Source organism: Rathayibacter sp. PhB152, from assembly GCF_003751395.1.
Lineage (GTDB): Bacteria > Actinomycetota > Actinomycetes > Actinomycetales > Microbacteriaceae > Rathayibacter > Rathayibacter festucae.
Map to the genome: position 1 here is coordinate 225,704 of NZ_RJUT01000004.1, position 24,544 is coordinate 250,247.

Sequence of the window (24,544 nt, forward strand, 5' to 3'; positions counted from 1 at the left end):
CCGGCGGCGCGCACGAGGGCTACTGCAGCGTGATGCCGCCGATCGTGACCGGCTCGGCGGGAGCGCCGTCGCCGGAGCCGTCCGCTGTGCCCTTCGCGACCACGTCGGCGATCAGCGCATCGAGACCCGAGGTGACCTGCCCGACCACCGTGTAGCCGCCCGCCGCGTCCTCGGGGAGCTGGGTGTCCTGGTAGACGACGAAGAACTGGCTGCCCTGGCTGTAGCCGTTGCCGCCCTGGCGAGCCATGGCGATCGTGCCCGCGGGGTAGACGCCGTCGGCGGGCGCGTTCTCGACGGGTCCGTAGCTGTAGCCGGGGCCGCCGGTGCCGTCGCCGTTCGGGTCGCCGCACTGCAGGACGTAGAGGCCCTCGGTGGTGAGCCGGTGGCAGGAGACGCCGTCGTAGAAACCCGACTGCGACAGGGAGAGGAAGGAGGAGACGGCCTGCGGTGCTGCCGCCCCGGCCAGGGTGATGCCGAGCTCGTCGCTGTTGATCGACATCGTGCCGGTCCAGTCGCGGCCCTCGGCGATGTCGGCGGAGGGGACGTCACCGGTGTTCTGGCCGGTCGCCTCGGGGGTCGGCGTGGGCGTGGCGCTCTCGGAGGACGTCGGCTCGGCGACCGGGGTGCCCGGGCCGCCCGAGAAGTAGAGGAGCTGCGCGACGACCGCGAGGGCGATCACGATGACGCCCGCGACGGCCGCGATCACGTTGTCGCGGACCCGGCGCTTGGCACGCGTGCGGTGCAGGGTCTGCCGCGCCTGATAGGCCCTCAGCCGGGTGCGCGCCTCGCGATCGTTCGTCCTGCCCTGGGCCACGTGTTCCTCCGCCGTCGTGCGTCGCGCCTGCGTCCGGCGCGGCCCCGCGCGAGCGCGGAGCGCGTCGAGCCTACGAGAATCGCCGCGCCCTCGCCGGACGCCGCGGCGCCGGGTGCCGGGTCGGCGCCGGGGCCGACTGTCGGAGGCCGTCGTTACGCTGGTGCGATGACCATGCAGCAGGCCGGACTCCGCTCCGGGGCGACACCGCTCGCCGTGCGCATGCGTCCCCGGAGCCTCGAGGAGGTCGCGGGGCAGCGGCACCTGCTGACGCCCGGTTCGCCGCTGGTGGCCCTCGCGGCCGACACCACGGGTGAGCGCGGCGCCGTCTCCGTCATCCTCTGGGGTCCGCCCGGCACCGGCAAGACGACGCTCGCCCAGGCCGTCGCGCACTCCAGCGGCCGGCGCTTCGTCGAGCTCTCCGCCGTCACGGCCGGCGTGAAGGACGTCCGCCAGGTGATGGAGGAGGCACTCTCCACCCGCGACCTCTACGGCACGTCGACCGTCCTCTTCCTCGACGAGATCCACCGCTTCACCAAGGCGCAGCAGGACGCGCTGCTGCCCGGCGTCGAGAACGGCTGGGTGATCCTCATCGCGGCGACGACCGAGAACCCGTCCTTCTCGGTGATCGCCCCGCTGCTCTCGCGCTCCCTGCTGCTGACGCTGAACACCCTCGACGACGAGGACCTCGGGCTCCTGGTCGACCGGGCGCTGCACGACGAGCGCGGGCTGCGCGACTCGGTGCGGCTCGACGACGAGGCGCGGGCGAGCATCGTCCGGCTCGCGTCGGGGGACGCGCGCCGGGCCCTCACGGCGCTCGAGGCCGCCGCCACCTCCGCGAGGTCGGAGGCGCGCGAGGCGGACCGCGTCGCGCGGGCGTCCGCGGTGGAGGGGGACGACGAGGACGAGGACGACGAGGACCCCGCCGAGCCCGCCGAGGCGGAGGAGCCCGAGCTCCCGCTGATCACCGTCGAGGTGGTCGCCCGGGCCGTCGACCGCGCGCTGCTGCGCTACGACCGCAACGGCGACGAGCACTACGACGTCATCAGCGCGTTCATCAAGTCGATCCGCGGCTCCGACGTCGACGCCGCGCTGCACTACCTGGCCCGGATGATCGAGGCGGGGGAGGACCCGCGCTTCATCGCCCGCCGGATCATCGTCTCCGCCTCCGAGGACATCGGGATGGCCGACCCGCAGGCGCTCGTCGTCGCGATCGCCGCGGCCGACGCGGTCCAGTTCATCGGCATGCCCGAGGGGCGGATCCCGCTCGCGCAGGCGGTCGTCCACCTCGCCACCGCGCCCAAGTCGAACGCCTCCTACACCGCCATCGACAGGGCGATCGCCGACGTCCGCGCGGGCAAGGCCGGCCGGGTGCCGCCGCACCTGCGCGACGCGCACTACCCGGGCGCCAAGCGGCTCGGCCACGGCAAGGGCTACCGCTACCCGCACGACGCCGAGCTCGGCGTCCTCGAGCAGCAGTACCTGCCGGACGAGCTCCGCGGCGCCCGCTATTACGCGCCGACCGAGCACGGCAACGAGCGCGACGTGTCGGCCCGGCTGGCGAAGCTGCTCCGGATCATCCGCGGCCGCGGCTGACGGCCCGGGACGGCGGACCCGGAACCGCGCGTGACGCCGGCCCCCGCGCCTGGTAGTCTTGCGAGGTTGCCCACCGCTCTGTAGCCGAGCGGAGCAGCGCATCCCTCTGAATCGCGCAGTCCGCCACCGCGGTCACCCTGCCTCCCGCACCCGCGGGGGGACACGACCTCGGCGCCCGCCCTCCTCCCGGAGCCGGCGGACGAGGACTGCGACCGAACCTCTCAGACTCTGGAAGGACCACAGTGTCGACCACCTCACGTACCCGTTCGAAGACGCGCCTCTCGCGCGCCCTCGGCATCCCCCTGACCCCGAAGGCCGCCCGCTACCTCGAGAAGCGTCCCTACGCTCCCGGTGAGCACGGCCGCTCGAAGCGCAAGGCCGACTCCGACTACGCGGTCCGCCTGCGAGAGAAGCAGCGTCTGCGAGCCCAGTACGGCATCCGCGAGAAGCAGCTGCGCATCGCCTTCCAGGAGGCGCGCCGCACCCAGGGCCTGACCGGTGAGAACCTGGTCGAGCTCCTCGAGATGCGTCTCGACGCCCTCGTCCTGCGCTCGGGCTTCGCCCGCACCACGGCGCAGGCCCGCCAGTTCGTCACCCACCGCCACATCATGGTGGACGGCCAGACGGTCGACCGTCCCTCCTTCCGCGTGAAGCCGGGCCAGGTCATCCACGTCAAGACCCGCTCCGAGGGCACCGAGCCCTTCCAGGTCGCGGCCGCCGGCGGACACGTCGACGTCCTCCCCAAGACCCCGGGCTACCTCGAGGTCGAGATCGACAAGCTCCAGGCGACGCTCCTGCGCCGCCCGAAGCGCGCCGAGGTCCCCGTGACCTGCGAAGTCCAGCTCGTCGTCGAGTACTACGCGGCCCGCTAGTCAGCGCACCCCCGTTGGAAGGCCCCGGCTCCTGCCGGGGCCTTTCCTCGTTCCCGGGCCCGTTCGGCTCATGGCCGCCGCCGTGCGGCCGCGCCGGTCCGGCTCGTGATTCGAGCTCCGGCTCGTGGGATCCGCGTGCTCCGGCGTGCCGGAGGTGTTTCCGCGTGCCGGAGGTCCGCCGGACACAGGTTCGGCTCGTGATTCGTGCTCCGGCTCGTGGGATCCGAGTGCTCCGGCGTGCCGGAGGAGTTTCCGCGTGCCGGAGGTCCGCCGGACGCAGGTTCGGCTCGTGGTTCGAGCTCCGGCTCGCGGGATCCGCGTGTTCCGGCGTGCCGGGGGTCGTTCCGCGTGCCCGAGGTGCGCTCGAGCCGGCCGTCGCCGGGGGAGCCGGGGCCGCCGCGCACCGTCGGTAGGCTGGGGTGCCGCATCCGGCGGCGCCGAAACGGAGGTCATCGTGTCCGGTGGAGACATCGCAGGGCTCATCGCCGCGGGGGTGTTCGCGATCCTGGTCGCGGTCGCCGCGATCCCGCTCTGGAAGCTCGGACGGGTCTTCGACAGCACGAGCGAGGCCATCAAGCAGGCCAGCGACGGCCTGACCCCGATCCTCGACGAGTCGGCGTCGACGCTGCGCGAGGCGAACCAGCAGCTGGCCCGCGTCGACACCATCACGAAGGACGTGGCCGAGGTCACCGGCAACGTGAACGCGCTCGTCGCCCTCACGGCCGCGACCATCGGCGGACCGCTGATCAAGCTCGCCGGCTTCACCGCCGGAGTCCGCGCCGTCCTCGTCGCCGGCCGCACCGCCGACAAGGCGGGCGCCGCGGTCGGACGCGGCGCCGCGCGCCGCTCTCGGCGCACCCGCAGGTCGTCCTCCAGGTAGCCCCCTGCCCGCGCCCTACAATCGAGGGGGTCGTCGCGCCCTCGGGCCGGCTGCCGTGAGCAGGAAACGCTGTGGGAGGAATCGCTGTGAAGAACATCGTGCTGATCGTCATCGGGATCGGCCTCGGATTCGCGGTCGCGCACCAGGTGGCGCGCACCGAGGCGGGTGCCCGTCTCTTCGAGGACCTCAACCGCACGGCGAAGGAGCTCGGCGACGCCGTCTCCGAGGGCTACCACCAGCGCGAGGCCGAGCTCAAGGCGGCCATCGGCGAGGGCTGAGGCCCCGCCCGTCCCGGCGCACCCGCCAGACCCGCACGACCCGCTGGAACCGCCCCACCCGACAGACACCCGCGTCGACCCGGTCGACCGAAACGTAACGGAACCCATGCAGACCGCAGACATCCGCAACCGCTGGCTCGACTTCTTCGGAAGCCGCGGGCACACCGTGGTCCCCTCCGCCTCCCTCGTCAGCGACGACCCGAGCCTCCTCTTCACCGTCGCCGGCATGGTGCCCTTCGTGCCCTACCTCACCGGGGTCGTCCCCGCGCCGTTCGACCGCGCGACGAGCGTGCAGAAGTGCATCCGCACGAACGACATCGAGGAGGTCGGCAAGACCCCTCGCCACGGCACGTTCTTCCAGATGAACGGCAACTTCTCCTTCGGCGACTACTTCAAGGAGGGGGCCATCGGCTACGCCTGGGAGCTCCTCACCGGCAGTGAGAGCGACGGCAACCTCGGCTTCGACGAGAAGGACCTCTGGGTCACCGTCTACAAGGACGACGACGAGGCCATCGCGCTCTGGAAGAAGATCGCCGGACTGCCCGACGAGCGGATCCAGCGCCTCGACAAGGACACCAACTACTGGTCGACCGGCCAGCCCGGCCCCGCCGGGCCCTGCTCGGAGATCTTCTTCGACCGCGGGCCCGCCTACGGCATCGACGGCGGCCCGGCCACCGACGACGACCGGTACGTCGAGATCTGGAACCTCGTCTTCATGCAGTACCTGCGCGGGCAGGGCACGAGCAAGGTCGACTTCGACATCCTCGGCGAGCTGCCGAGCAAGAACATCGACACCGGCATGGGTCTCGAGCGCGTCGCGTTCCTCAAGCAGGGCGTCGAGAACATGTACGAGATCGACCAGGTGCGCCCGGTGCTCGACCGCGCCGCCGAGCTCTCCGGCCGCCGCTACGGCGCCGTGCACGAGGACGACGTGCGGATGCGCGTCATCGCCGACCACGTCCGCTCCTCGCTGATGCTGCTCTCCGACGGCGTCACGCCGTCCAACGAGGGCCGCGGCTACATCCTGCGCCGCCTGATGCGCCGCACCGTGCGCGCGATGCGCCTGCTCGGCGTCGACACCGCGACGTTCCCCGAGCTGTTCACCGCCTCGCGTGACGCGATGGCTTCGGCGTATCCCGAGGTCTCCACCGAGTTCGAGCGCCTGTCGACCAGTGCCTACGGCGAGGAGGAGGCGTTCCTGCGCACCCTCGCGGCCGGCACCGAGATCCTCGACCTCGCGGTGCTGAAGACCAAGAAGGCCGAGGCGGCGACCCTGCCCGGCGACACCGCCTTCCTCCTGCACGACACCTTCGGCTTCCCGATCGACCTCACGCTCGAGATCGCCGAGGAGTCGGGGCTCAGCGTCGACCGCGAGGCGTTCGACTCGCTGATGACGGCGCAGCGCACCCGCGCGAAGGCGGACGCGAAGTCGAAGAAGAACGCCCTGGCCGACCTCTCGGTCTACGCCGACTTCCGCGCCAAGGGCGAGACGCTCTTCACCGGCTACGACGTGCTCGACACGGAGTCCCGGATCCTCGGCCTCATCGTCGGCGGCCACGCTGTCCAGAAGGCGGTCGCCGGCGACATCGCCGAGGTCATCCTCGAGGCGACGTCGCTGTACGCGGAGTCGGGCGGTCAGGAGGCCGACGCCGGCCGCATCGTCGGCAACGGCTTCGACCTCGAGGTCCTCGACGTGCAGAAGCCGGTCAAGGGCCTGATCAGCCACAAGGTCCAGGTCGCCAGCGGCGAGGTCGGGGTCGGCGACGCCGCCACCTCCGTCGTCGACCGCGACTGGCGGCGCGGTGCGCGCCAGGCGCACTCCGGCACCCACCTCATCCACGCCGCGCTCCGCCAGGTCCTCGGCCCGCAGGCGCACCAGTCCGGCTCGTTCAACAAGGCCGGCTACCTGCGCCTCGACTTCTCCTGGAACCAGGCGCTCTCGCTCGAGACCCGCAGCGAGATCGAGGACATCGCCAACGGCGCCATCCGCGACAACCTCGAGGTCGTCACCCGCGAGCTCCCGCTCGACGAGGCGAAGGCGCTCGGCGCGATGGCGCTCTTCGGCGAGAAGTACGGCGAGGTCGTCCGCGTCGTCGACATCGGCGGCCCCTGGTCGCGCGAGCTGTGCGCCGGCACCCACGTCGGCACCTCCGCGGAGATCGGGCTGATCAGCCTGATCAGCGAGTCCTCGGTCGGCTCGACCAACCGCCGCGTCGAGTCGCTCGTCGGCCGCGAGGCGCTGAGCGAGCTCGTCGCCGAGCGCGCCCTGGTCAGCACCATCTCGACCTCGCTCAAGACCCCGCGCGAGCAGCTGCCCGACCGGATCGCCGAGCTCGTCGCGAGCCTCAAGGCCGCCGAGAAGCGGATCGCGACCTTCGAGGCCCGCGCCCTCGCCGAGCGGGTCCCCGCGATCGCCGCCACGAAGCGCTCGATCAACGGCGTGACGATCGTCGCCGAGAACGTCGGCACGGCCGGCTCGGGCGACGAGCTCCGCTCGCTCGTCATCTCGGTGCGCGAGCGCCTCGGCCAGGACGCGGCGGTCGTCGCCCTCGCGGCCGAAGTCGCCGGCAAGCCCGCCGTGATCGTGGCAACCACCCCCGCCGCCCGCGAGCTCGGCCGGAAGGCGGGCGTGCTCGCCCGTCGCGCGGCCGGCGTCCTCGGCGGCGGCGGAGGCGGCAAGGACGACCTCGCCCAGGGCGGCGGCTCGGACGTGTCCGCCATCGGCGCGGCGCTCGACGCCGTCGTCGAGGAGGCGACGCGCTAGATGGAGAGGTTCGGCGTCCGGCTCGGCATCGATGTCGGCCGCTCCCGCATCGGTGTCGCGCGCTGCGACGCCGACGGCCTCCTCGCCGTGCCGGTGGAGACCGTCGCGCGCGTCGCGGAGGCGCCGGACGGCGCCGACGTCGCCCGGATCGCGGCCCTCGCCGCCGAGTTCGGCGCGTCGGCGATCGTGGTCGGCCTCCCGCTGTCGCTGTCGGGCGCCGAGACGGCCTCGACGGACGACGCTCGCGCCTTCGCGGCGCGCCTCGCCTCCGCCGTCCCGACCGCCCCGGTGCGGCTCGTGGACGAGCGGCTCTCGACGGTGAGCGCCCAGAGCGCGCTGCACCGCTCGGGACGCAGCACCCGCGGCTCCCGCGCCGTGATCGACCAGGTCGCCGCCGTGGTGATCCTGCAGCACGCCATCGATTCCGAGCGCTCGTCCGGTACCCCCGCCGGATCCGCGCTCGAACCGAACGAAGGACGACCCAGCCGTGACCGACGTCCCCCCGAGCCGCCGCGCCGCCCGCGCCGCGGAGGCCGATCAGCAGAGTCAGCTCCCGCACGACCCGGAGCAGCACCCCGCTTCTGAGACGGAGCGGACGACGCCCGACTCGATCGACCACCTGTTCGCCGGCCCCGAGGTCGGCGCCCCGCGCGACCGCGGAGAAGCCGTCGCCGCCGCGCACCCCGACGCCGCCCCCTCCACCCGCCGCCGCCGCGCGAAGCGCGAGAACAGGCCCCGACGCAGCCGTCGCGGGCTGATCGGCGGGCTCCTCGCCTTCGGCGTCTTCGTGGCCCTGGTCGCGATCGCGGTGACGATCTTCGTCGAGCCCGTCCGAGCGCTGTTCGCGGAGCCGGAGCCGACCGACTTCACCGGCACCGGCACGAGCGAGGTGGTCTTCACCATCCATCAGGGCGACGGCGGCAGCACCATCGCGGAGAACCTCGTCGCGGACGGCGTCATCAAGTCCTACACGCCGTTCTACGAGCTGCTCCTCGCGGAGAACCCCGAGCCCGTCTTCCAGCCGGGCGCGTACTCGCTGAAGGCGGAGATGAGCGCGAAGGCGGCGCTGTCGGCGCTGCTCGACTCCGACTCGACCCGGCTCGCGAACACCTTCGTCATCCCGGAGGGCACCTCGCTCAAGGGCGCGCTGCCGCTGATCGCGGACGGCTCGGGCGTCGCCCTCGCCGACCTCGAGGACGCGGCCGCCGACTGGGGCTCCTACGGGCTCCCCGCCGAGGCGACGAGCCTCGAGGGCTTCCTCTTCCCGGCGACCTACGACATCGACCCGGGCACCTCGCCGCACGACATCCTGCAGACGCTCGTGAACCGGATGTACCAGTCGCTCGACGCGGCGGGCGTGCCGGTCGAGAACCGCTACCGGACCGTCGTCTTCGCCTCGCTCGTCCAGCGCGAGGCCCGCGTCGCGGACGACTTCCCGAAGGTCGCGCGGGTGTTCCAGAACCGCCTCGACCAGGGCTGGCGCCTGCAGTCGGACGCGACCGTCGCCTACGGCACCGGAGCCACCGACCGGGTGACCACGACCGACGCGGAGCGCAACGACGCGAGCAACATCTACAACACGTACCAGCGCGACGGCCTGCCGCCCGCGCCGATCTCGAACCCGGGCGACGTCGCCATCCAGGCGGTGCTGCAGCCCGCGGACGGCACCTGGCTCTACTTCGTCACGGTGAACCTCGAGACCGGCGAGACGGTGTACTCGACCACCGATGCGGAGCACAACGCCGCGGTGGCGCAGTGGCAGGCGTGGATGCGGGACCACCCGGAGTACCAGTGATCGCGGAGCCGGCGCCGGGCGGGCGCCGGCTGGCGGTGCTCGGCTCGCCGATCGCGCACTCGCGCTCGCCCGAGCTGCACGCGGCGGCCTACCGGGTGCTCGGGCTCGACTGGAGCTACACCACGGTCGAGGCGACGGAGGCGACGCTCGCCGCCGTCGTCGCCGATCCGATCGCGCTCTGGCACGGCCTGTCGCTGACGATGCCGCTCAAGCACGCGGTGCGGCCGCTGCTCGACGAGGAGGACCTGGTCGCGAGGGCGACCGGCGCGGTCAACACGGTGCTGATCGACCGCTCCAGTGGCGCACCCCGCCTGCGCGGCTTCAACACCGACGTGACCGGGATCGTCCGGGCGCTCGGCGAGGCGGGCGTGCACTCGGCCGAGCGCGTCGAGATCCTCGGGGGAGGGGCGACCGCCGCCTCCGCCCTCGCCGCTGCCGCCGAGCTGGGCGCGGCGCGGGTGACGGTCACGCTCCGCTCGCCGGAGAAGGCCGCGCCGCTCGCCGCGATCGCCGCCGCGGTCGGCGTCGCCCTCGACGTCCGCCCGTTCTCGGACTGGGACGGCGCGGACGCGGCGCCGCTGCTGGTCTCGACGCTGCCGGGCGGCGCCTCGGCCGAGCTGGCCGTGCCGGACGCGGTGGTCGCGGCCTCGACGCTCTTCGACGTGGCCTACTCGCCCTGGCCGAGTCCGCTGGCGCTGCGCTGGAGAGCGGCCGGCTCGCCCGTCGTCTCGGGGCTGGGGATGCTCCTGCACCAGGCGCTGCTGCAGGTGCGGGTGTTCGTCGCCGGCGATCCGGCCGTGCCGCTGCCCGGCGAGGACGCCGTGCTCGCGGCGATGCGCGCGACTCTCCCGGCGGACTCCGCCGCCTGACTCCGCGGGCCGCCGGGCGCGAGCCCGGTCGGGCGCGTGTGCGAGAATCGGAGGATGCTCCGTTGGCTCACGGCCGGGGAATCCCACGGCCCCGAACTCGTCGCCGTCCTCGAAGGACTGCCGGCGGGTGTCCCCGTCTCCCTCGACGACGTCCGCGCCGACCTCGCCCGGCGCAAGCTCGGCTACGGTCGCGGCGCCCGGATGAAGTTCGAGCAGGACGAGCTGAACGTCTCGTCCGGCATCCGCCACGGCGGCACGACGGGCGGCCCGATCGCGCTGCGCATCGGCAACACCGAGTGGGCGCGCTGGGTCGACGTGATGGCGGCCGAGCCGCGCGACCCCGAGACGCTGCCCAAGGGCCGCGGCGCCGCGCTCACCCGCCCGCGCCCCGGTCACGCCGACCTGGTCGGCATGCAGAAGTACGGCTTCGAGGAGTCGCGCAACGTCCTCGAGCGCGCCTCGGCCCGCGAGACCGCCGCCCGCGTCGCGCTCGGCGCCGTCGCCCGCCGATTCCTCGGCGAGCTCGGCATCACCCTCGTCAGCCACACCCTCGCCATCGGCCCGGTCCGCGTGCCGGAGGGCTCGGCCCTGCCGACCCCCGCCGACGTCGACGCGCTGGACGCCGATCCGCTGCGCTGCCACGACGCCGCGACCAGCGCCCTGATGGTGGCCGAGGTCGACCGCGCGCACGACGACGGCGACACCCTCGGCGGCGTCGTCGAGGTCCTCGCCTACGACCTCCCGCCGGGACTCGGCTCCTACGTGCACTGGGACCGCCGGCTCGACGCGCAGCTGGCCGCCGCGCTGATGGGCATCCAGGCGATCAAGGGAGTCGAGGTCGGCGACGGCTTCCTGACCACCACTCGCCGCGGCTCCGAGGCGCACGACGAGCTCTTCGTCGCCGAGGGCGGCATCGGCCGCTCGAGCGATCGCGCCGGCGGCACCGAGGGCGGCATGAGCACGGGCACGGTCCTGCGGGTCCGCGCCGGCATGAAGCCGATCGCCACCGTCCCGCACGCGCTGCGCACGGTCGACGTCGCCACCGGCGAGGCGGCCGGCGCGCACCACCAGCGCTCGGACGTCTGCGCGGTGCCCGCCTCGGGCGTCGTCGCGGAGGCGATGGTCGCGCTGGTGCTCGCGAACGCGGTGCTCGAGAAGTTCGGCGGCGACAGCGTCACCGAGACCCGCCGCAACCTGCAGGGCTATCTCGACGCGATCCCGGAGGAGCTGCGCACCCTCGCCGCCAGCGACCCGGCGCTCGGTCTCGTCTGATGCCCGAGCACCTACCTGGGCGGGCCCGCTGATGGCGGGTCACGATACCGGCGCGGCCCGCGCCCGCGTCGTCCTGATCGGCCCGATGGGCGCCGGCAAGACGACGATCGGCAAGCGGGTCGCGAAGGCCCTCGCGGCCGAGTTCGTCGACTCCGACGCCGAGTTCGTGCGCCGGCACGGACCGATCGCCGCGTACTTCGACCTGCACGGCGAGGCGTCGTTCCGCATCGAGGAGCGCCGCGTCGTCGAGCAGGCCGTCCGGCGCGCCGTCGTGCTGAGCCTGGGCGGGGGAGCGGTGCTCGACGAGGGCACGCGCGCCGACCTGGCCGGCGTCCCCGTCGTGCTGCTGACCACGACCGCCGAGGCCGTGCGCGACCGGCTCGGCTCCGGCCGCCCGCTGGTGCGCGGCGGCGTCGCGGACTGGACGCGCATCCACGAGTCTCGACGCGCGGTCTACGAGTCGCTCGCCGACACCGTCGTCGACTCCTCGCGCCGCCCGATCACGACCCTGGCCGCCGAGGTGACCGCCTGGGTGCGCGAGCGCGAGGCGGCCGTCGGCGACTCCGCTGCGAGCACCACCGAGTCCACCGGCACCACCGAGTCCACCGGCACCACCGAATCCACCAGAACCACAGAACCGGCGGCCCCCACCGGCCGCCCGACCGGAAGAAGAGCATGAACGACGGCGCCACCGCCCTCACCGTCACCGGAGCGAACGGCTACGACATCACGGTCGGCCGCGGCCTCCTCGACGGCCTCGCCGACGCGATCGGCCCGCGAGCGGCCAAGGTGCTGATCGTGCACCCGCCGACCCTCGCGGTTCTGGCCGCCGAGATCCGGGAGAGCCTCCTCGAGCGCTACGAGGTGCTCCTCGCCGAGGTGCCCGACGCCGAGGCCGCCAAGCGCGTCGAGGTCGCCGCCTTCTGCTGGCAGGTGATGGGGCAGTCGGACTTCACCCGGACCGACGCGGTCGTCGGCTTCGGCGGCGGCGCGATCACCGACCTGGCCGGCTTCGTCGCCGCGACCTGGCTCCGCGGGGTCGACCTCGTGCAGGTGCCGACCACGGTGCTCGGCATGGTCGACGCGGCCGTCGGCGGCAAGACCGGCATCAACACGGCCGAGGGCAAGAACCTCGTCGGCGCCTTCCACGCGCCGCGCGCCGTCGTCGCCGACCTCGACGTGCTGACGAGCCTGCCGCGCAACGAGATCCTGGCCGGCTTCGGCGAGATCGTGAAGTACGGCATGATCGCCGAGCCGCGCATCCTCGACATCATCGAGTCGGACGTGGACCTCGCGACCGACCCGACGTCGGAGGAGTTCCGCAGCCTGGTCGAGCTGTCGATCGGCATCAAGGCGCGCGTGGTGAGCGAGGACTTCACCGAGCAGGGCCTGCGCGAGATCCTGAACTACGGACACACCCTCGGCCACGCCGTCGAGCACGCCGAGCGCTACCAGTGGCGGCACGGCGCGGCGGTCTCGGTCGGCATGATGTTCGCAGCGGAGCTCTCCCGGCTCACCGGCTCGCTCAGCGACGCCGTCGTCGATCGCCAGCGCAGCGTCCTCGAGTCGCTCACCCTGCCGACGAGCTACCCGCTCGGCCGGTGGGAGACGCTGCTCGCCGCGATGCAGCGCGACAAGAAGTCGCGCGCGGGCATGCTCCGCTTCGTGGTGCTCGACGACCTGGCGCGGCCGAGCATTCTGCAGGGACCGGAGACGTCGCTGCTGTTCGCGGCCTACCAGGAGATCGGCGCGTAGCGGCACCTGCGGGGTCAGCCCCGCCGGTCGTCCGGCCCGCGGTCGCCGGTGAACGCGGCCTCGCGGGCGCGGGCGTGCTCCTCGGCGCTGATCGAGCCCGCCGCGCGGAGCCGGTCGAGCTCGGCCAGGCGGTCGGTGAGCGAGGAGCCCGCCGGGCCGACGCCGTGGCGGAGGTAGCGGGCGGCCATGTCCGTCCGCATCGTGGTCGGGTCGACGCCGAGCTGCTTGGCACGGCGCACGTTGCGGACGATCAGCACGATGATCAGGACGATCACCGCGACGATGACGATCGGCACGACCGCGAAGACGACCGCGAACCACGGCGGAACGATGTTCTGGCCCGGGAGCGTCGGTGCGAAGAAGTCCGAGCGGGCCGCCGCGGAGACGATCCCGGAGTGAGCGGTGCTGAGGGTCATGCGACCTCCTCGGTCGTGGGCGTCCCTCCAGTCTGCTCCGGGCACCTCCGTGCCCGCATCGTCCGGCCGGGGGAGGCGGCCCGGCCGCTCGCGGGCCGGACCGACTACACTCGATGGGTTGGCCGGATCGGCCGATCAGCAGACTTCCACGAAACGGATCCCCCTTCGCATGGCCTCTACCACCGACATCAAGAACGGCACCGTCCTCAGCATCGACGGTCAGCTCTGGAACGTCATCGACTTCCAGCACGTGAAGCCGGGCAAGGGCGGCGCGTTCGTGCGCACCAAGATGAAGAACGTGCTGACGGGCAAGGTCGTCGACAAGACCTTCAACGCCGGCGCCAAGATCGACACGGCCAACGTCGACCGTCGCGACTTCCAGTACCTCTACCGGGACGGCGCGGACTTCGTCTTCATGGACACCTCGGACTACGACCAGATCACGGTCCCCGAGGCCGTCGTCGGCGACGCGGCGAACTTCATGCTCGAGAACCAGAACCTCACCCTCGCGCTGCACGACGGCGACCCGCTCTACGTCGAGCTCCCCGCGTCCGTCGTCCTCGAGATCACCTACACCGAGCCGGGCCTGCAGGGCGACCGCTCGACCGGCGGCACCAAGCCCGCGACCGTCGAGACCGGCTACCAGATCCAGGTCCCGCTCTTCCTCGAGCAGGGCACCAAGGTCAAGGTCGACACCCGCACGGGCGACTACCTCGGCCGCGTCAGCTGAGCCGGGCCTTCTGTGAGCGCTCGGACGAAGGCGCGCAAGCGCGCCCTCGACATCATCTACAACGCCGACGTGCGGCAGATCTCCTTCTCGGAGTCGCTGCGCTCCGAGGCGGAGCGCGCGGCCAACGAGCCGGCGCGTGAGGCCTCCTGGCTGTACGCCCGCGAGATCGTCGACGGCGTGATCGACAACGCCGACGAGATCGACGCGCTGATCGCGCAGCTCGCGAAGGGCTGGACGCTCTCGCGCATGCCGCTGGTCGACCGCGCGATCCTCCGGATCGGCGTGTGGGAGATCCTGCACAACGACGCGGTCCCGGACGGCGTCGCGATCTCCGAGGCCGTCGAGGCGGCGACCCTGCTGTCCACCGACGACTCGGCCGGCTTCATCAACGGCCTGCTCGCCTCCGTCGCCGAGTCGCACGCGACGGCCTGACCCCCGCGGGTCCCGCTGCATGCTGATCGAGTAGCCCGCGGAGCGGGCATATCGAGATCCACCAGCGTCACAACGTGGGTCTGCAGATCCGCCCGGCTGAGGACGGCGGGTCTCGATACGCCCCTGCGGGGCTACTCGACCAGCAGGAAGGACCGCCGCTGAGTCCTTCGCCTCGCCGCTCGATCTGCATGCTCCGCGTCCGCGGCAGGCGGACCCCTATACTCGGGGAGGCATTTCCTTTAAGGCCGTCCAGAGAGACGGGGAAGGAGGTCGGTGTGACGGCACGAATCGTGCTCAGCAGCGCTGACATCACGCGCGCTCTCACGCGCATCGCTCACGAGATCCTCGAGTCGAATCGCGGCGCGGAGTCGCTGGTGATCCTCGGGATCCCGACCCGCGGAGTCGCGCTCGCGCGGCGCATCGCCGAGACGATCGCCAGGATCGAGCCCGGGGCCGACCCGGTGTTCTCCGGCTCGCTCGACGTGACGATGTACCGCGACGACCTCGCCCACCACCCGACGCGGACGCCCGCGCGCACCGCCGTCCCGGCGAGCATCGACGGCCGCACCGTCGTCCTGGTCGACGACGTGCTCTTCTCCGGCCGCACCATCCGCGCAGCCCTGGACGCGCTCAGCGACATCGGCCGCCCGCGCGCCGTGCGGCTCGCCGCCCTGGTCGACCGCGGCCACCGCGAGCTGCCGATCCGCGCGGACTTCGTCGGAAAGAACCTCCCCAGCAGCCTCAGCGAGCGGATCAACGTCCGCCTGGTCGAGACCGACGGCGAGGACCTCGTCGCGATCGAGTCCGCACCGGACGGAGGCACCCGATGAGGCACCTGCTCTCCACCCGCGACCTCGACCGCGCCACCGCGATCGGCCTCCTCGACATCGCCGAGGACATGTCCGACGTGCAGAACCGCGAGGTCAAGAAGCTGCCGACCCTGCGCGGCAAGACCGTGGTCAACCTCTTCTTCGAGGACTCCACCCGCACCCGCATCTCGTTCGAGGCCGCGGCGAAGCGGCTCTCGGCCGACGTCATCAACTTCAGCGCCAAGGGCTCCAGCGTCTCGAAGGGCGAGAGCCTCAAGGACACCGCGCAGACCCTCGCGGCGATGGGCGCGGACGGCGTCGTCATCCGCCACCACGCCTCCGGCGCCCCGGCGGTGCTCGCGGCCAGCGGCTGGATCGACGCCGCCATCCTCAACGCCGGCGACGGCACGCACGAGCACCCCACCCAGGCGCTGCTCGACGCCTTCACCATCCGCCGCCGGCTGCACGGCGCCGCCGCCTCCCGCGGCAAGAGCCTCGACGGCGTCGCCGTCACGATCGTCGGCGACATCCTGCACTCGCGGGTCGCCCGCTCGAACGTCTGGCTGCTGACCGCGCTCGGCGCGGAGGTCACCCTCGTCGCGCCTCCCACGCTCGTCCCTGTCGACACCCTCGACTGGCCGGCCACGATCCGCTTCGACCTCGACGACGCGATCGACTCCGGACTGCCGGACGTGGTGATGCTGCTGCGCATCCAGCTGGAGCGGATGTCGAGCGGCTTCTTCCCCAACGGCCGCGAGTACGCGCGGATCTGGGGCCTGGACGACGAGCGGCTCGCCCGCCTCGGCCCGGATACCATCGTGATGCACCCCGGACCCATGAACAGGGGCGTCGAGATCTCCTCGGCCGCCGCCGATTCGAGCCGCTCCACGGTGCTCGAGCAGGTCGCGAACGGGGTGTCCGTGCGGATGGCGGCGCTGTACCTGCTGCTGTCCGGTGAAAGGGAGGTCCTGTGATGACCGGTACGAGGATCCTCCTCTCGGGAGCGACGCTCGCCGACGAGACGACGGCCGACGTCCTGATCGACGGCGGGACGATCGTCGAGATCGGCACCGACGTCGACTCGAGCGGCGCGCGCGTGATCGACGCCGACGGGCTCCTGGCGCTGCCGGGCCTCGTCGACCTGCACACCCACCTCCGCGAGCCCGGCTTCGAGCAGAGCGAGACGGTGCTGACCGGCACGCGCGCCGCGGCCGCGGGCGGCTTCACCGCGGTCTTCGCCATGGCGAACACCTCGCCGGTGCAGGACACGGCCGGTGTCGTCGAGCAGGTGCAGAGCCTCGGCGAGGACGCGGGCTACGCCACGGTCCGCCCGATCGGCGCGGTCACCGTCGGCCTCGCGGGGGAGTCGCTCGCCGAGCTCGGCGCGATGGCCCGCAGCCGTGCCGCGGTGCGGGTCTTCTCGGACGACGGCAAGTGCGTCTCGGACGCGCTGCTGATGCGCCGCGCGCTCGAGTACGTGAAGGCCTTCGACGGGGTCGTCGCCCAGCACGCGCAGGAGCCGCGGCTCACCGTCGGCGCGCAGATGAACGAGGGCGCCGTCTCCAGCGCCCTCGGGCTGCAGGGCTGGCCGGCGGTGGCGGAGGAGGCGATCATCGCCCGCGACGTCCTGCTGGCCGAGCACGTCGGCTCGCGCCTGCACGTCTGCCACGTCTCCACCGCCGGCTCCGTCGACGTGATCCGCTGGGCCAAGGCCCGCGGCATCGACGTGACGGCGGAGGTGACCCCGCACCACCTGCTCCTCTCCGAGCAGCTGATCGCGGGGATCGACGGCGCCCCGGGCTACGACGCCCGGTACAAGGTCAACCCGCCGCTGCGGCGCGACGAGGACGTGCTCGCCCTCCGCGAGGCCCTCGCCGACGGCACCATCGACATCGTCGCCACCGACCACGCCCCGCACCCGGTCGAGGCGAAGGACTGCGAGTGGGACGCCGCCGCGTTCGGCATGGTCGGCCTCGAGAGCGCCCTGAGCGTCGTGCACGCCGCGGTCGTCGAGGACGGCCGGCTGAGCTGGTCCGACGTCGCCCGCGTGCTCTCCTCCGCCCCCGCGCGGATCGGCCGGCTCGACGGCTACCAGCACGGCCTCGCCGTCGGCGCCGCGGGCAACGTCGTCCTCTACGACTCCGAGGTCCGCCGCCGCTTCTCCACCGGCGACCTGCGCGGGCGCAGCACCAACTCGCCGTACCTCGGCCGGGAGCTGCCGGGCCGCGTCGTCGCGACGCTGCACCGCGGTGTCCCGACCGTCCTCGACGGCGAGCTCGTCGACGCGGCGACCGTCGCCGCGGCAGCGAGGGGCGCCCGTGGATAGGACCGCCATCGCGATCGTCATCGCCGCGGCCGTCGCCCTCGTCTTCCTCGGCATGGCGCTGTCCTGGCGCGCGCGCCGGCGCCGCTCGGCCGCGCTCGCCCCCGAGGCCGTGCCCGCCGCGTCGCTCGGCGCCGAGCGCGAGGCGGTCGAGCTGCCCTACGTCGCGACCACCCGCTTCGAGCAGCCGCTCGAGCGCGTGGTGCTGCCGGGCCTCGGCTTCCGCGGCCGGGCGACGCTCCGCCTGCACGAGCGCGGCGTGGTGATCGCTCCGGTCGGCGAGCGCGAGACCGTGATCCCCGCGGCGCTCCTCCGCGGCGCGGGCGAGGGCTCCTACGCCATCGACCGCGCGGTCGAGGAGGGCGGGCTGCTCGTGCTCTCCTGGTCGCCTCGCGGCGAGGAGGTCGTGGACAGCTACCTCCGCGTGGCCGACCCCGCGCTCCGACGACGACTGGTCGACGAGCTCCGCCGGCTCGCCGGCCCCGATTCCTCCCCCTCCCACCCCGGGACCGCCGACGGCGGCTCCGACTCGATCCAGAAGGGCTCCTAGTCCGTGCCAACCACACGCCTCAGCACCGAACCCACCGCCGTCCTCGTCCTCGAGGACGGACGACGATTCTCGGGTCAGGCCTACGGCGCACGCGGCCGCACGCTCGGTGAGATCGTCTTCGCGACCGGCATGACCGGCTACCAGGAGACGCTGACCGACCCGTCCTACGCCGGTCAGATCGTCGTGCAGACCGCCCCGCACATCGGCAACACCGGGATGAACGACGAGGACGAGGAGTCGCGCCGCATCTGGGTCGCCGGCTACGTCGTCCGCGACCCCTCCCGCGTGGTCTCGAACTTCCGCTCGCAGCGCTCGCTCGACGACGACCTGGAGAAGGACGGCATCGTCGGCATCTCCGGCGTCGACACCCGCGCGATCACCCGCCACATCCGCTCGCTCGGCTCGATGCGCTCCGGCGTCTTCTCCGGCGAGGACCTCGCCCTCCCCGAGGAGGAGCAGCTCGCCCTGGTGCTCGGCGGCGCGCAGATGGCGGGCCTGAACCTGTCCTCCTCCGTCTCCACCGAGGAGCGCTACACCGTGCCCGCGCAGGGCGAGCGCGTCGGCTCCGTCGCCGTCATCGACCTGGGCGTGAAGACCTCGACGGTCAACTACCTCGCCGAGCGCGGCTTCGACGTGCACGTCCTGCCCGAGTCGACCACGGCCGAGCAGGTGCTCGCGCTCGAGCCCTCGGCGCTGTTCTTCTCCAACGGACCCGGCGACCCCGAGGCCTCCGACCGCCACGTCGACCTGCTGCGCACCACGCTCCGCGCGGACCTGCCGTTCTTCGGCATCTGCTTCGGCAATCAGCTGCTCGGCCGCGCGCTCGGCTTCGGCACCTACAAGCTGCCGTTCGGCCACCGCGGGATCAACCAGCCGGTCCTCGACAAGCTGACCGGCCGGGTGGAGATCACCTCGCAGAACCACGGCTTCGCGGTCGACGCGCCGATCGACGGCGAGCTCGACTCGCCCGAGGGCTTCGGCCGGGTCGAGGTCAGCCACTACAGCCTCAACGACTCGGTCGTCGAGGGGCTGCGCTGCCTCGACATCCCCGCGTTCTCGGTCCAGTACCACCCGGAGGCGGCGGCCGGCCCGCACGACTCGAACCACCTCTTCGACCGCTTCCGCGCCATGGTCGTGCAGCGCACGGCCGAGCAGGGCGGCGCCGAGCCCGCCACCGCAGACTCCACCACCTCGACCACCACCACCGCCTCGACCACCGGAGAGCAGAAGTAATGCCCCGCAGGGAAGACATCAGAAGCGTCCTCGTCATCGGCTCCGGCCCGATCGTGATCGGCCAGGCGGTCGAGTTCGACTACTCGGGCACCCAGGCCTGCCGCGTGCTGCGCGAGGAGGGCGTCCGGGTCATCCTCGTCAACTCCAACCCGGCGACGATCATGACCGACCCGGACTTCGCCGACGCGACCTACGTCGAGCCGATCACCCCGAAGGCGATCGAGGCGATCATCGCCAAGGAGCGCCCCGACGCGATCCTGCCGACCCTCGGCGGCCAGACCGCGCTCAACGCCGCGATCCAGCTGCACGACCTCGGGATCCTGGAGAAGTACGACGTCGAGCTGATCGGCGCGAGCTTCGAGGCGATCAACCGCGGCGAGGACCGCCAGATCTTCAAGCAGCTCGTGCTCGACGCGGGTGCCGACGTCGCCAAGTCGTACATCGCGCACACCGTCGAGGAGGCGATCGGCTTCGCCGAGGACCTCGGCTACCCGCTGGTCATCCGCCCCTCCTTCACCATGGGCGGCCTCGGCTCCGGCTTCGCGCACTCGGTCGACGAGCTCGTGCGGATGGTCGGCGACGGCCTGCACCAGAGCCCGACCACCGAGGTGCTCCTCGAGGAGTCGATCCTCGGCTGGAAGGAGTACGAGCTCGAGCTGATGCGCGACACGGCCGACAACACGGTCGTCGTCTGCTCGATCGAGAACGTCGACCCCGTCGGCGTGCACACCGGCGACTCCATCACGGTGGCTCCGGCGCTGACCCTGACCGACCGCGAGTACCAGAAGCTGCGCGACATCGGCATCCGGATCATCCGCGACGTGGGCGTGGACACCGGCGGCTGCAACATCCAGTTCGCGATCGACCCCGCCGACGGCCGGATCATCGTGATCGAGATGAACCCGCGCGTCTCGCGCTCCTCGGCGCTGGCCTCGAAGGCGACCGGCTTCCCGATCGCCAAGATCGCCGCGAAGCTCGCGATCGGCTACCGCCTCGACGAGATCCCGAACGACATCACCAAGGTGACGCCGGCGAGCTTCGAGCCGACCCTCGACTACGTCGTGGTCAAGGTGCCGCGCTTCGCCTTCGAGAAGTTCCCCGCCGCCGACAAGACGCTGACCACGACCATGAAGTCGGTGGGCGAGGCGATGGCGATCGGCCGCAACTACGCGCAGGCGCTGCAGAAGGCGCTCCGCTCGCTCGAGAAGCGCGGCTCCTCCTTCCACTGGGGCGACCAGTCGCGCTCGGTCGAGGAGCTGCTCGAGATCGCGAAGACCCCGACCGACGGCCGCATCGTCACCGTGCAGCAGGCGCTGCGCCTCGGTGCGAGCGTCGAGCAGGCCTTCGAGGCCACCAAGATCGACCCGTGGTTCCTCGACCAGATCGTGCTGATCAACGAGATCGCCGAGCTGGTGCGCGAGCACGACGGCCTCGACGCCGGCGTGCTGCGCCTGGCGAAGGACCACGGCTTCTCCGACGTGCAGATCGCGCAGCTGCGAGGCCTCGACGAGGCCGAGGTGCGCCGCACCCGCTACGACCTCGACGTCCGCCCGGTCTACAAGACGGTCGACACCTGCGCCGGCGAGTTCCCGGCGCTGACGCCGTACCACTACTCCTCCTACGACGAGGAGACGGAGGTCGTCGCGGCCGATCGTCGCAAGGTCGTCATCCTCGGCTCCGGCCCGAACCGCATCGGCCAGGGCGTCGAGTTCGACTACTCCTGCGTGCACGCGTCCTTCGCGCTCTCGGCCGCCGGGTTCGAGACGATCATGATCAACTGCAACCCGGAGACGGTCTCGACCGACTACGACACCTCCGACCGCCTGTACTTCGAGCCGCTGACGCTCGAGGACGTGCTCGAGGTCATCCACGCGGAGTCGCAGTCCGGCGAGCTCGTCGGCGTCGTCGTGCAGCTGGGCGGCCAGACCGCGCTCGGCCTCGCCGCCGGCCTCGAGGCCGAGGGCGTGCCGATCCTCGGCACCACCCCCGCCAACATCGACCTCGCGGAGGAGCGCGGCGCGTTCTCCCGCATCCTCGACGAGGCCGGCCTGCTCGCCCCGCGCAACGGCACGGCGACCGACCTCGAGGGCGCCCTCGAGGTCGCGGTCGAGATCGGCTACCCCGTTCTCGTCCGCCCGTCGTTCGTCCTCGGCGGCCGCGGCATGGAGATCGTCTACGGCTCCCCGCAGCTCGAGGACTACTTCGCCCGGATGGCCGACGAGGGCATCATCGACGCGACGCACCCGCTGCTGGTCGACCGCTTCCTCGACGACGCGATCGAGATCGACGTCGACGCGCTCTACGACGGCGAGCAGCTCTACATCGGCGGCGTGATGGAGCACATCGAGGAGGCCGGCATCCACTCCGGCGACTCGGCGTGCACCCTGCCGCCGGTCACCCTGGGCCGCCAGCAGATCGACAAGGTCCGCGAGGCGACCCTCGCCATCGCCGAGGGCGTCGGCGTCCGCGGCCTGCTCAACGTGCAGTTCGCGATCGGCCAGGGCGTGCTCTACGTCCTCGAGGCGAACCCGCGCGCCTCGCGCACCGTGCCGTTCGTCTCGAAGGCGCTCGGCATCCCGCTCGCGAAGGCCGCTTCTCGCCTGATGGTCGGCGAGACCATCGCCGAGCTCAAGGCCGAGGGCCTGCTGCCCGAGCGCGATGGCTCCGATGTGCCGATGGACTCGCCGATCGCGGTCAAGGAGGCGGTCCTGCCGTTCAAGCGCTTCCGCACCAAGGAGGGCAAGATCGTCGACTCGCTGCTCGGCCCCGAGATGCGCTCGACCGGCGAGGTCATGGGCATCGACCGCGACTTCCCCCGGGCGTTCGCGAAGAGCCAGGAGGCGGCCTACGGCGGCATGCCCGCGAGCGGCACCGTGTTCATCTCCGTCGCCGACCGCGACAAGCGCTCGATCGTGCTGCCGGCGCTGCGCCTGCGCCAGCTCGGCTTCGAGATCCTCGCCACCGAGGGCACCGCCGAGGTGCTCAACCGCAACGGCATCCAGGCCCGGGTGGTGCGCAAGTACAGCGAGGAGGCCGTCGACGACGCGCCCTCGATCGTGGAGCTGGTCAACCGCGACCAGGTCGACGTCGTGATCAACACGCCGAGCGGCGGCGCCTCCCGCGCCGACGGCTACGAGATCCGTGCCGCTGCAGTCGCCGCGGACAAGCCGCTGTTCACCACCATCGCCCAGCTCGCCGCGGCCGTCGCCTCGCTCGACGCCGCCGCCGAGCCGTTCGAGGTGACCAGCCTGCAGGACTACGCGATCCGCCGGGCGGAGCGCACGGCGTGACGGACGCCGCCGCGCAGCCGGGTGCCGAGTCCTTCGGCGCCCGGCTCGAGGCCGCGTTCGACGCGTTCGGGCAGCTCTGCGTCGGGATCGATCCGCACGCGTTCCTGCTCGACGCCTGGGGCCTGGACGACAGCGCAGCGGGCCTGGAGTCCTTCGGCCGACGCGTCGTCGAGGCCTCGGCCGGCCGGGTCGGCCTGGTCAAGCCGCAGGTCGCGTTCTTCGAGCGGCACGGCTCGGCGGGCTACGCGGCGCTCGAGCGCGTCCTCGCCGACGCGCGCGCCGCGGGCCTGCTGGTGATCGCGGACGCGAAGCGCGGCGACATCGGCACGAGCGTCACGGCCTACGCCGAGGCGTGGCTGCGCCCCGGCTCGCCGCTCGAGGCCGACGCGATGACCGCCGCCGCCTACCAGGGCGTCGGCTCGCTCGAGGGCATGCTCGCGCTGGCCGAGGAGGCGGGCAAGGGCGTCTTCGTCCTCGCCGCGACCTCCAACGCCGAGGCGCGGCCGGTGCAGCGCGCGCTGCTGCAGGACGGGCCGGCCGCCGGCTCGACCGTGGCGCACGCGGTGCTGGCCGACGTGGCATCCTGGAACGCGGGACACGCGCGCTCGTCGATCGGCTCGGTCGGCGTCGTGCTCGGGGCCACGGTCGCGCTCGGCGACTACGGCATCGGCACGGGCACTCCGCTCCGCCCCGCACTGCCGGTGCTGGCGCCCGGCTTCGGCCACCAGGGCGCCGACACCGCGGACGCGTCGCGGCTGTTCGGAGCGCTGGCCGCCTCGACGATCGTGAGCGAATCGCGCAGTGTCCTCGGCGCCGGACCCGACGGGATCGCCGCCGAGATCGACCGCCGAGCCGCACACCTCCAGGAGACCCTTGTCCGCTGAAGCCGTCAGCCCGATCGACCCCGCCGCCGAGGCGCCGTCCGGCGCGCGCCGCCCTGCGCCGCCCGCGGTCGACCGCCGCGCCGCCTCGGAGGCCGCGATCGCCGCGCGCCGCGCCCGCGCCCAGGTGAAGAAGGGCGTCGCCGCCGGCGACCGGCCCGCTACGGCCGTGCTCGCCGCCGCGCAGGAGGACCCGACCGGCGTCGAGGGTCGGATGCGCGTCAGCGAGCTGCTGCGCGCCGTCCCCGCCCTCGGCGTGGTGAAGACCCCGCGGGTGATGGAGCAGCTCGGCATCGCGCCGTCCAAGCGCCTCGGCGGCCTCGGCCGCCGTCAGGTCGAGGGCCTCGGCGCGTTCCTGGAGGAGCGCGAGTCGCGTCAGCGCCGCGGCGAGCGCAACCGGCTCGTCGTGCTGGCCGGTCCGACCGCGGTCGGCAAGGGCACCGTCTCCGGCTACATCCGCGAGAACTACCCCGACGTCCTGCTGTCCGTCTCGGCGACCACGCGGGCCCCGCGCCCTGGCGAGATCGAGGGCGTCAGCTACTACTTCGTCGACGACGCCGAGTTCGACCGCATGGTCGAGGCGGGGGAGTTCCTCGAGTACGCGACGGTGCACAACGCCTACCGCTACGGCACGCCCCGCGGCCCGATCGACGCGGCCCTCGCCGCCGGCCGCCAGGTCATGCTCGAGATCGACATCCAGGGCGCGCGGCAGGTGCGCGAGCGGATGGGCGACGCCCGGCTGGTCTTCCTGCTGCCGCCGAGCTGGGAGGAGCTGGTCCGCCGCCTGGTCGGCCGCGGCACCGAGAGCCCCGAGGAGCAGGAGCGCCGGCTCACCACCGCGAAGGTCGAGCTGGCCGCGCAGGACGAGTTCGATTTCTGCGTCGTGAACAGCACCGTGCCCGAAGCGGCACGCGAGGTCGTAGAATTGATGTCGCCTCGTGCCGACAGCACGCCCGCCGATCCGGGCCGCTGAGACCGAGACCACCGA

At 72.7% G+C, this 24,544-nt stretch carries 23 protein-coding genes; 21 read left to right on the top strand and 2 right to left on the bottom strand.

Annotated features, from left to right (window positions below; all coding sequences use genetic code 11):
* Positions 1 to 19 precede the first annotated feature (19 nt).
* Complete coding sequence (locus tag EDF36_RS11015) at positions 20 to 814, bottom strand: peptidylprolyl isomerase (protein ID WP_123733047.1); 795 nt, start codon at positions 812 to 814, stop codon at positions 20 to 22.
* A gap of 165 nt (positions 815 to 979) precedes the next feature.
* Between EDF36_RS11015 and EDF36_RS11020 the strand changes: the two genes are divergently transcribed.
* From EDF36_RS11020 to aroB, 11 genes are all read left to right on the top strand, one after another.
* Positions 980 to 2,407, top strand: coding sequence for a replication-associated recombination protein A (locus EDF36_RS11020; RefSeq protein WP_123733048.1), 1,428 nt, complete (start codon positions 980 to 982; stop codon positions 2,405 to 2,407).
* A gap of 242 nt (positions 2,408 to 2,649) precedes the next feature.
* A complete protein-coding gene (gene rpsD / locus EDF36_RS11025; RefSeq protein ID WP_123446206.1) occupies positions 2,650 to 3,279 on the top strand; it encodes a 30S ribosomal protein S4 in 630 nt (209 codons plus the stop codon).
* 454 nt (positions 3,280 to 3,733) lie between these two features.
* Entirely contained in the window at positions 3,734 to 4,159 is a 426-nt protein-coding gene (locus EDF36_RS11030) for a DUF948 domain-containing protein (protein WP_123446207.1), read from the top strand.
* A gap of 86 nt (positions 4,160 to 4,245) precedes the next feature.
* Positions 4,246 to 4,437, top strand: coding sequence for a hypothetical protein (locus EDF36_RS11035; protein ID WP_123446208.1), 192 nt, complete (start codon positions 4,246 to 4,248; stop codon positions 4,435 to 4,437).
* 106 nt (positions 4,438 to 4,543) lie between these two features.
* A complete protein-coding gene (gene alaS, locus EDF36_RS11040) occupies positions 4,544 to 7,201 on the top strand; it encodes an alanine--tRNA ligase (RefSeq protein ID WP_123733049.1) in 2,658 nt (885 codons plus the stop codon).
* Positions 7,202 to 7,786, top strand: coding sequence for a Holliday junction resolvase RuvX (ruvX, locus tag EDF36_RS11045; protein ID WP_123704408.1), 585 nt, complete (start codon positions 7,202 to 7,204; stop codon positions 7,784 to 7,786).
* On the top strand, positions 7,689 to 8,996 hold the full coding sequence (gene mltG, locus EDF36_RS11050) for an endolytic transglycosylase MltG (RefSeq protein WP_260300680.1): 1,308 nt from the start codon (positions 7,689 to 7,691) through the stop codon (positions 8,994 to 8,996). The genes ruvX and mltG overlap by 98 nt, the downstream gene beginning before the upstream one ends.
* On the top strand, positions 8,993 to 9,865 hold the full coding sequence (locus EDF36_RS11055; protein WP_260300681.1) for a shikimate dehydrogenase: 873 nt from the start codon (positions 8,993 to 8,995) through the stop codon (positions 9,863 to 9,865). Before mltG ends, EDF36_RS11055 begins: the two co-directional genes overlap by 4 nt.
* 54 nt (positions 9,866 to 9,919) lie before the next feature.
* Positions 9,920 to 11,137: a chorismate synthase gene (gene aroC, locus EDF36_RS11060; protein WP_123446212.1), complete on the top strand. Its 1,218-nt coding sequence runs from the start codon at positions 9,920 to 9,922 to the stop codon at positions 11,135 to 11,137.
* Positions 11,138 to 11,168: 31 nt separating this feature from the next.
* Positions 11,169 to 11,816 carry a shikimate kinase gene (locus EDF36_RS11065; RefSeq protein WP_123733050.1) on the top strand — a complete coding sequence of 216 codons (648 nt, stop codon included), beginning with the start codon at positions 11,169 to 11,171 and terminating at the stop codon, positions 11,814 to 11,816.
* Positions 11,813 to 12,892 carry a 3-dehydroquinate synthase gene (gene aroB, locus EDF36_RS11070; protein ID WP_123733051.1) on the top strand — a complete coding sequence of 360 codons (1,080 nt, stop codon included), beginning with the start codon at positions 11,813 to 11,815 and terminating at the stop codon, positions 12,890 to 12,892. Before EDF36_RS11065 ends, aroB begins: the two co-directional genes overlap by 4 nt.
* Positions 12,893 to 12,906: 14 nt before the next feature.
* Here the strand turns inward: aroB and EDF36_RS11075 are convergent, their stop codons facing one another.
* On the bottom strand, positions 12,907 to 13,308 hold the full coding sequence (locus EDF36_RS11075; protein WP_123733052.1) for an SHOCT domain-containing protein: 402 nt from the start codon (positions 13,306 to 13,308) through the stop codon (positions 12,907 to 12,909).
* 169 nt (positions 13,309 to 13,477) lie between these two features.
* On the opposite strand from EDF36_RS11075, the gene efp reads away from it, so the two are divergent.
* The 10 genes from efp to gmk all read left to right on the top strand — a co-directional run bounded on the left by efp (position 13,478) and on the right by gmk (position 24,529).
* Positions 13,478 to 14,038 (top strand): elongation factor P, encoded by a 561-nt coding sequence (efp, locus tag EDF36_RS11080; RefSeq protein WP_123446216.1) that lies wholly within the window; start codon positions 13,478 to 13,480, stop codon positions 14,036 to 14,038.
* A gap of 12 nt (positions 14,039 to 14,050) precedes the next feature.
* Positions 14,051 to 14,470, top strand: coding sequence for a transcription antitermination factor NusB (gene nusB, locus EDF36_RS11085; protein WP_123446217.1), 420 nt, complete (start codon positions 14,051 to 14,053; stop codon positions 14,468 to 14,470).
* Positions 14,471 to 14,745: 275 nt separating this feature from the next.
* Positions 14,746 to 15,300, top strand: a complete 555-nt coding sequence (pyrR, locus tag EDF36_RS11090) for a bifunctional pyr operon transcriptional regulator/uracil phosphoribosyltransferase PyrR (protein WP_123733053.1) — start codon at positions 14,746 to 14,748, stop codon at positions 15,298 to 15,300.
* Positions 15,297 to 16,253, top strand: a complete 957-nt coding sequence (locus EDF36_RS11095) for an aspartate carbamoyltransferase catalytic subunit (protein ID WP_123704396.1) — start codon at positions 15,297 to 15,299, stop codon at positions 16,251 to 16,253. The genes pyrR and EDF36_RS11095 overlap by 4 nt, the downstream gene beginning before the upstream one ends.
* Positions 16,253 to 17,605: a dihydroorotase gene (locus EDF36_RS11100; protein WP_123733054.1), complete on the top strand. Its 1,353-nt coding sequence runs from the start codon at positions 16,253 to 16,255 to the stop codon at positions 17,603 to 17,605. Before EDF36_RS11095 ends, EDF36_RS11100 begins: the two co-directional genes overlap by 1 nt.
* A complete protein-coding gene (locus tag EDF36_RS11105; protein WP_123733055.1) occupies positions 17,598 to 18,152 on the top strand; it encodes a hypothetical protein in 555 nt (184 codons plus the stop codon). The genes EDF36_RS11100 and EDF36_RS11105 overlap by 8 nt, the downstream gene beginning before the upstream one ends.
* Positions 18,153 to 18,155: 3 nt before the next feature.
* Entirely contained in the window at positions 18,156 to 19,385 is a 1,230-nt protein-coding gene (carA, locus tag EDF36_RS11110) for a glutamine-hydrolyzing carbamoyl-phosphate synthase small subunit (protein ID WP_123704390.1), read from the top strand.
* The gene (gene carB, locus EDF36_RS11115) at positions 19,385 to 22,675 is read left to right on the top strand and encodes a carbamoyl-phosphate synthase large subunit (protein ID WP_123733056.1); all 3,291 of its coding nucleotides are present in this window, start codon (positions 19,385 to 19,387) and stop codon (positions 22,673 to 22,675) included. The genes carA and carB overlap by 1 nt, the downstream gene beginning before the upstream one ends.
* Positions 22,672 to 23,559, top strand: coding sequence for an orotidine-5'-phosphate decarboxylase (pyrF, locus tag EDF36_RS11120; RefSeq protein WP_123733057.1), 888 nt, complete (start codon positions 22,672 to 22,674; stop codon positions 23,557 to 23,559). The genes carB and pyrF overlap by 4 nt, the downstream gene beginning before the upstream one ends.
* 13 nt (positions 23,560 to 23,572) lie before the next feature.
* Positions 23,573 to 24,529, top strand: a complete 957-nt coding sequence (gmk, locus tag EDF36_RS11125) for a guanylate kinase (RefSeq protein WP_123733332.1) — start codon at positions 23,573 to 23,575, stop codon at positions 24,527 to 24,529.
* Positions 24,530 to 24,544 lie beyond the last annotated feature (15 nt).

What these genes read in the sequence shown, in the direction of transcription:
- efp (WP_123446216.1), top strand. Translation starts at nt 13,478, where the DNA reads ATGGCCTCTACCACCGACATCAAGAACGGCACCGTCCTCAGCATCGAC.
- aroC (WP_123446212.1), top strand. Translation starts at nt 9,920, where the DNA reads ATGCTCCGTTGGCTCACGGCCGGGGAATCCCACGGCCCCGAACTCGTC.
- EDF36_RS11020 (WP_123733048.1), top strand. Translation starts at nt 980, where the DNA reads ATGACCATGCAGCAGGCCGGACTCCGCTCCGGGGCGACACCGCTCGCC.
- alaS (WP_123733049.1), top strand. Translation starts at nt 4,544, where the DNA reads ATGCAGACCGCAGACATCCGCAACCGCTGGCTCGACTTCTTCGGAAGC.
- EDF36_RS11075 (WP_123733052.1), bottom strand. Translation starts at nt 13,308, where the DNA reads ATGACCCTCAGCACCGCTCACTCCGGGATCGTCTCCGCGGCGGCCCGC.
- carB (WP_123733056.1), top strand. Translation starts at nt 19,385, where the DNA reads ATGCCCCGCAGGGAAGACATCAGAAGCGTCCTCGTCATCGGCTCCGGC.
- aroB (WP_123733051.1), top strand. Translation starts at nt 11,813, where the DNA reads ATGAACGACGGCGCCACCGCCCTCACCGTCACCGGAGCGAACGGCTAC.
- EDF36_RS11095 (WP_123704396.1), top strand. Translation starts at nt 15,297, where the DNA reads ATGAGGCACCTGCTCTCCACCCGCGACCTCGACCGCGCCACCGCGATC.
- EDF36_RS11065 (WP_123733050.1), top strand. Translation starts at nt 11,169, where the DNA reads ATGGCGGGTCACGATACCGGCGCGGCCCGCGCCCGCGTCGTCCTGATC.
- EDF36_RS11100 (WP_123733054.1), top strand. Translation starts at nt 16,253, where the DNA reads ATGACCGGTACGAGGATCCTCCTCTCGGGAGCGACGCTCGCCGACGAG.
- ruvX (WP_123704408.1), top strand. Translation starts at nt 7,202, where the DNA reads ATGGAGAGGTTCGGCGTCCGGCTCGGCATCGATGTCGGCCGCTCCCGC.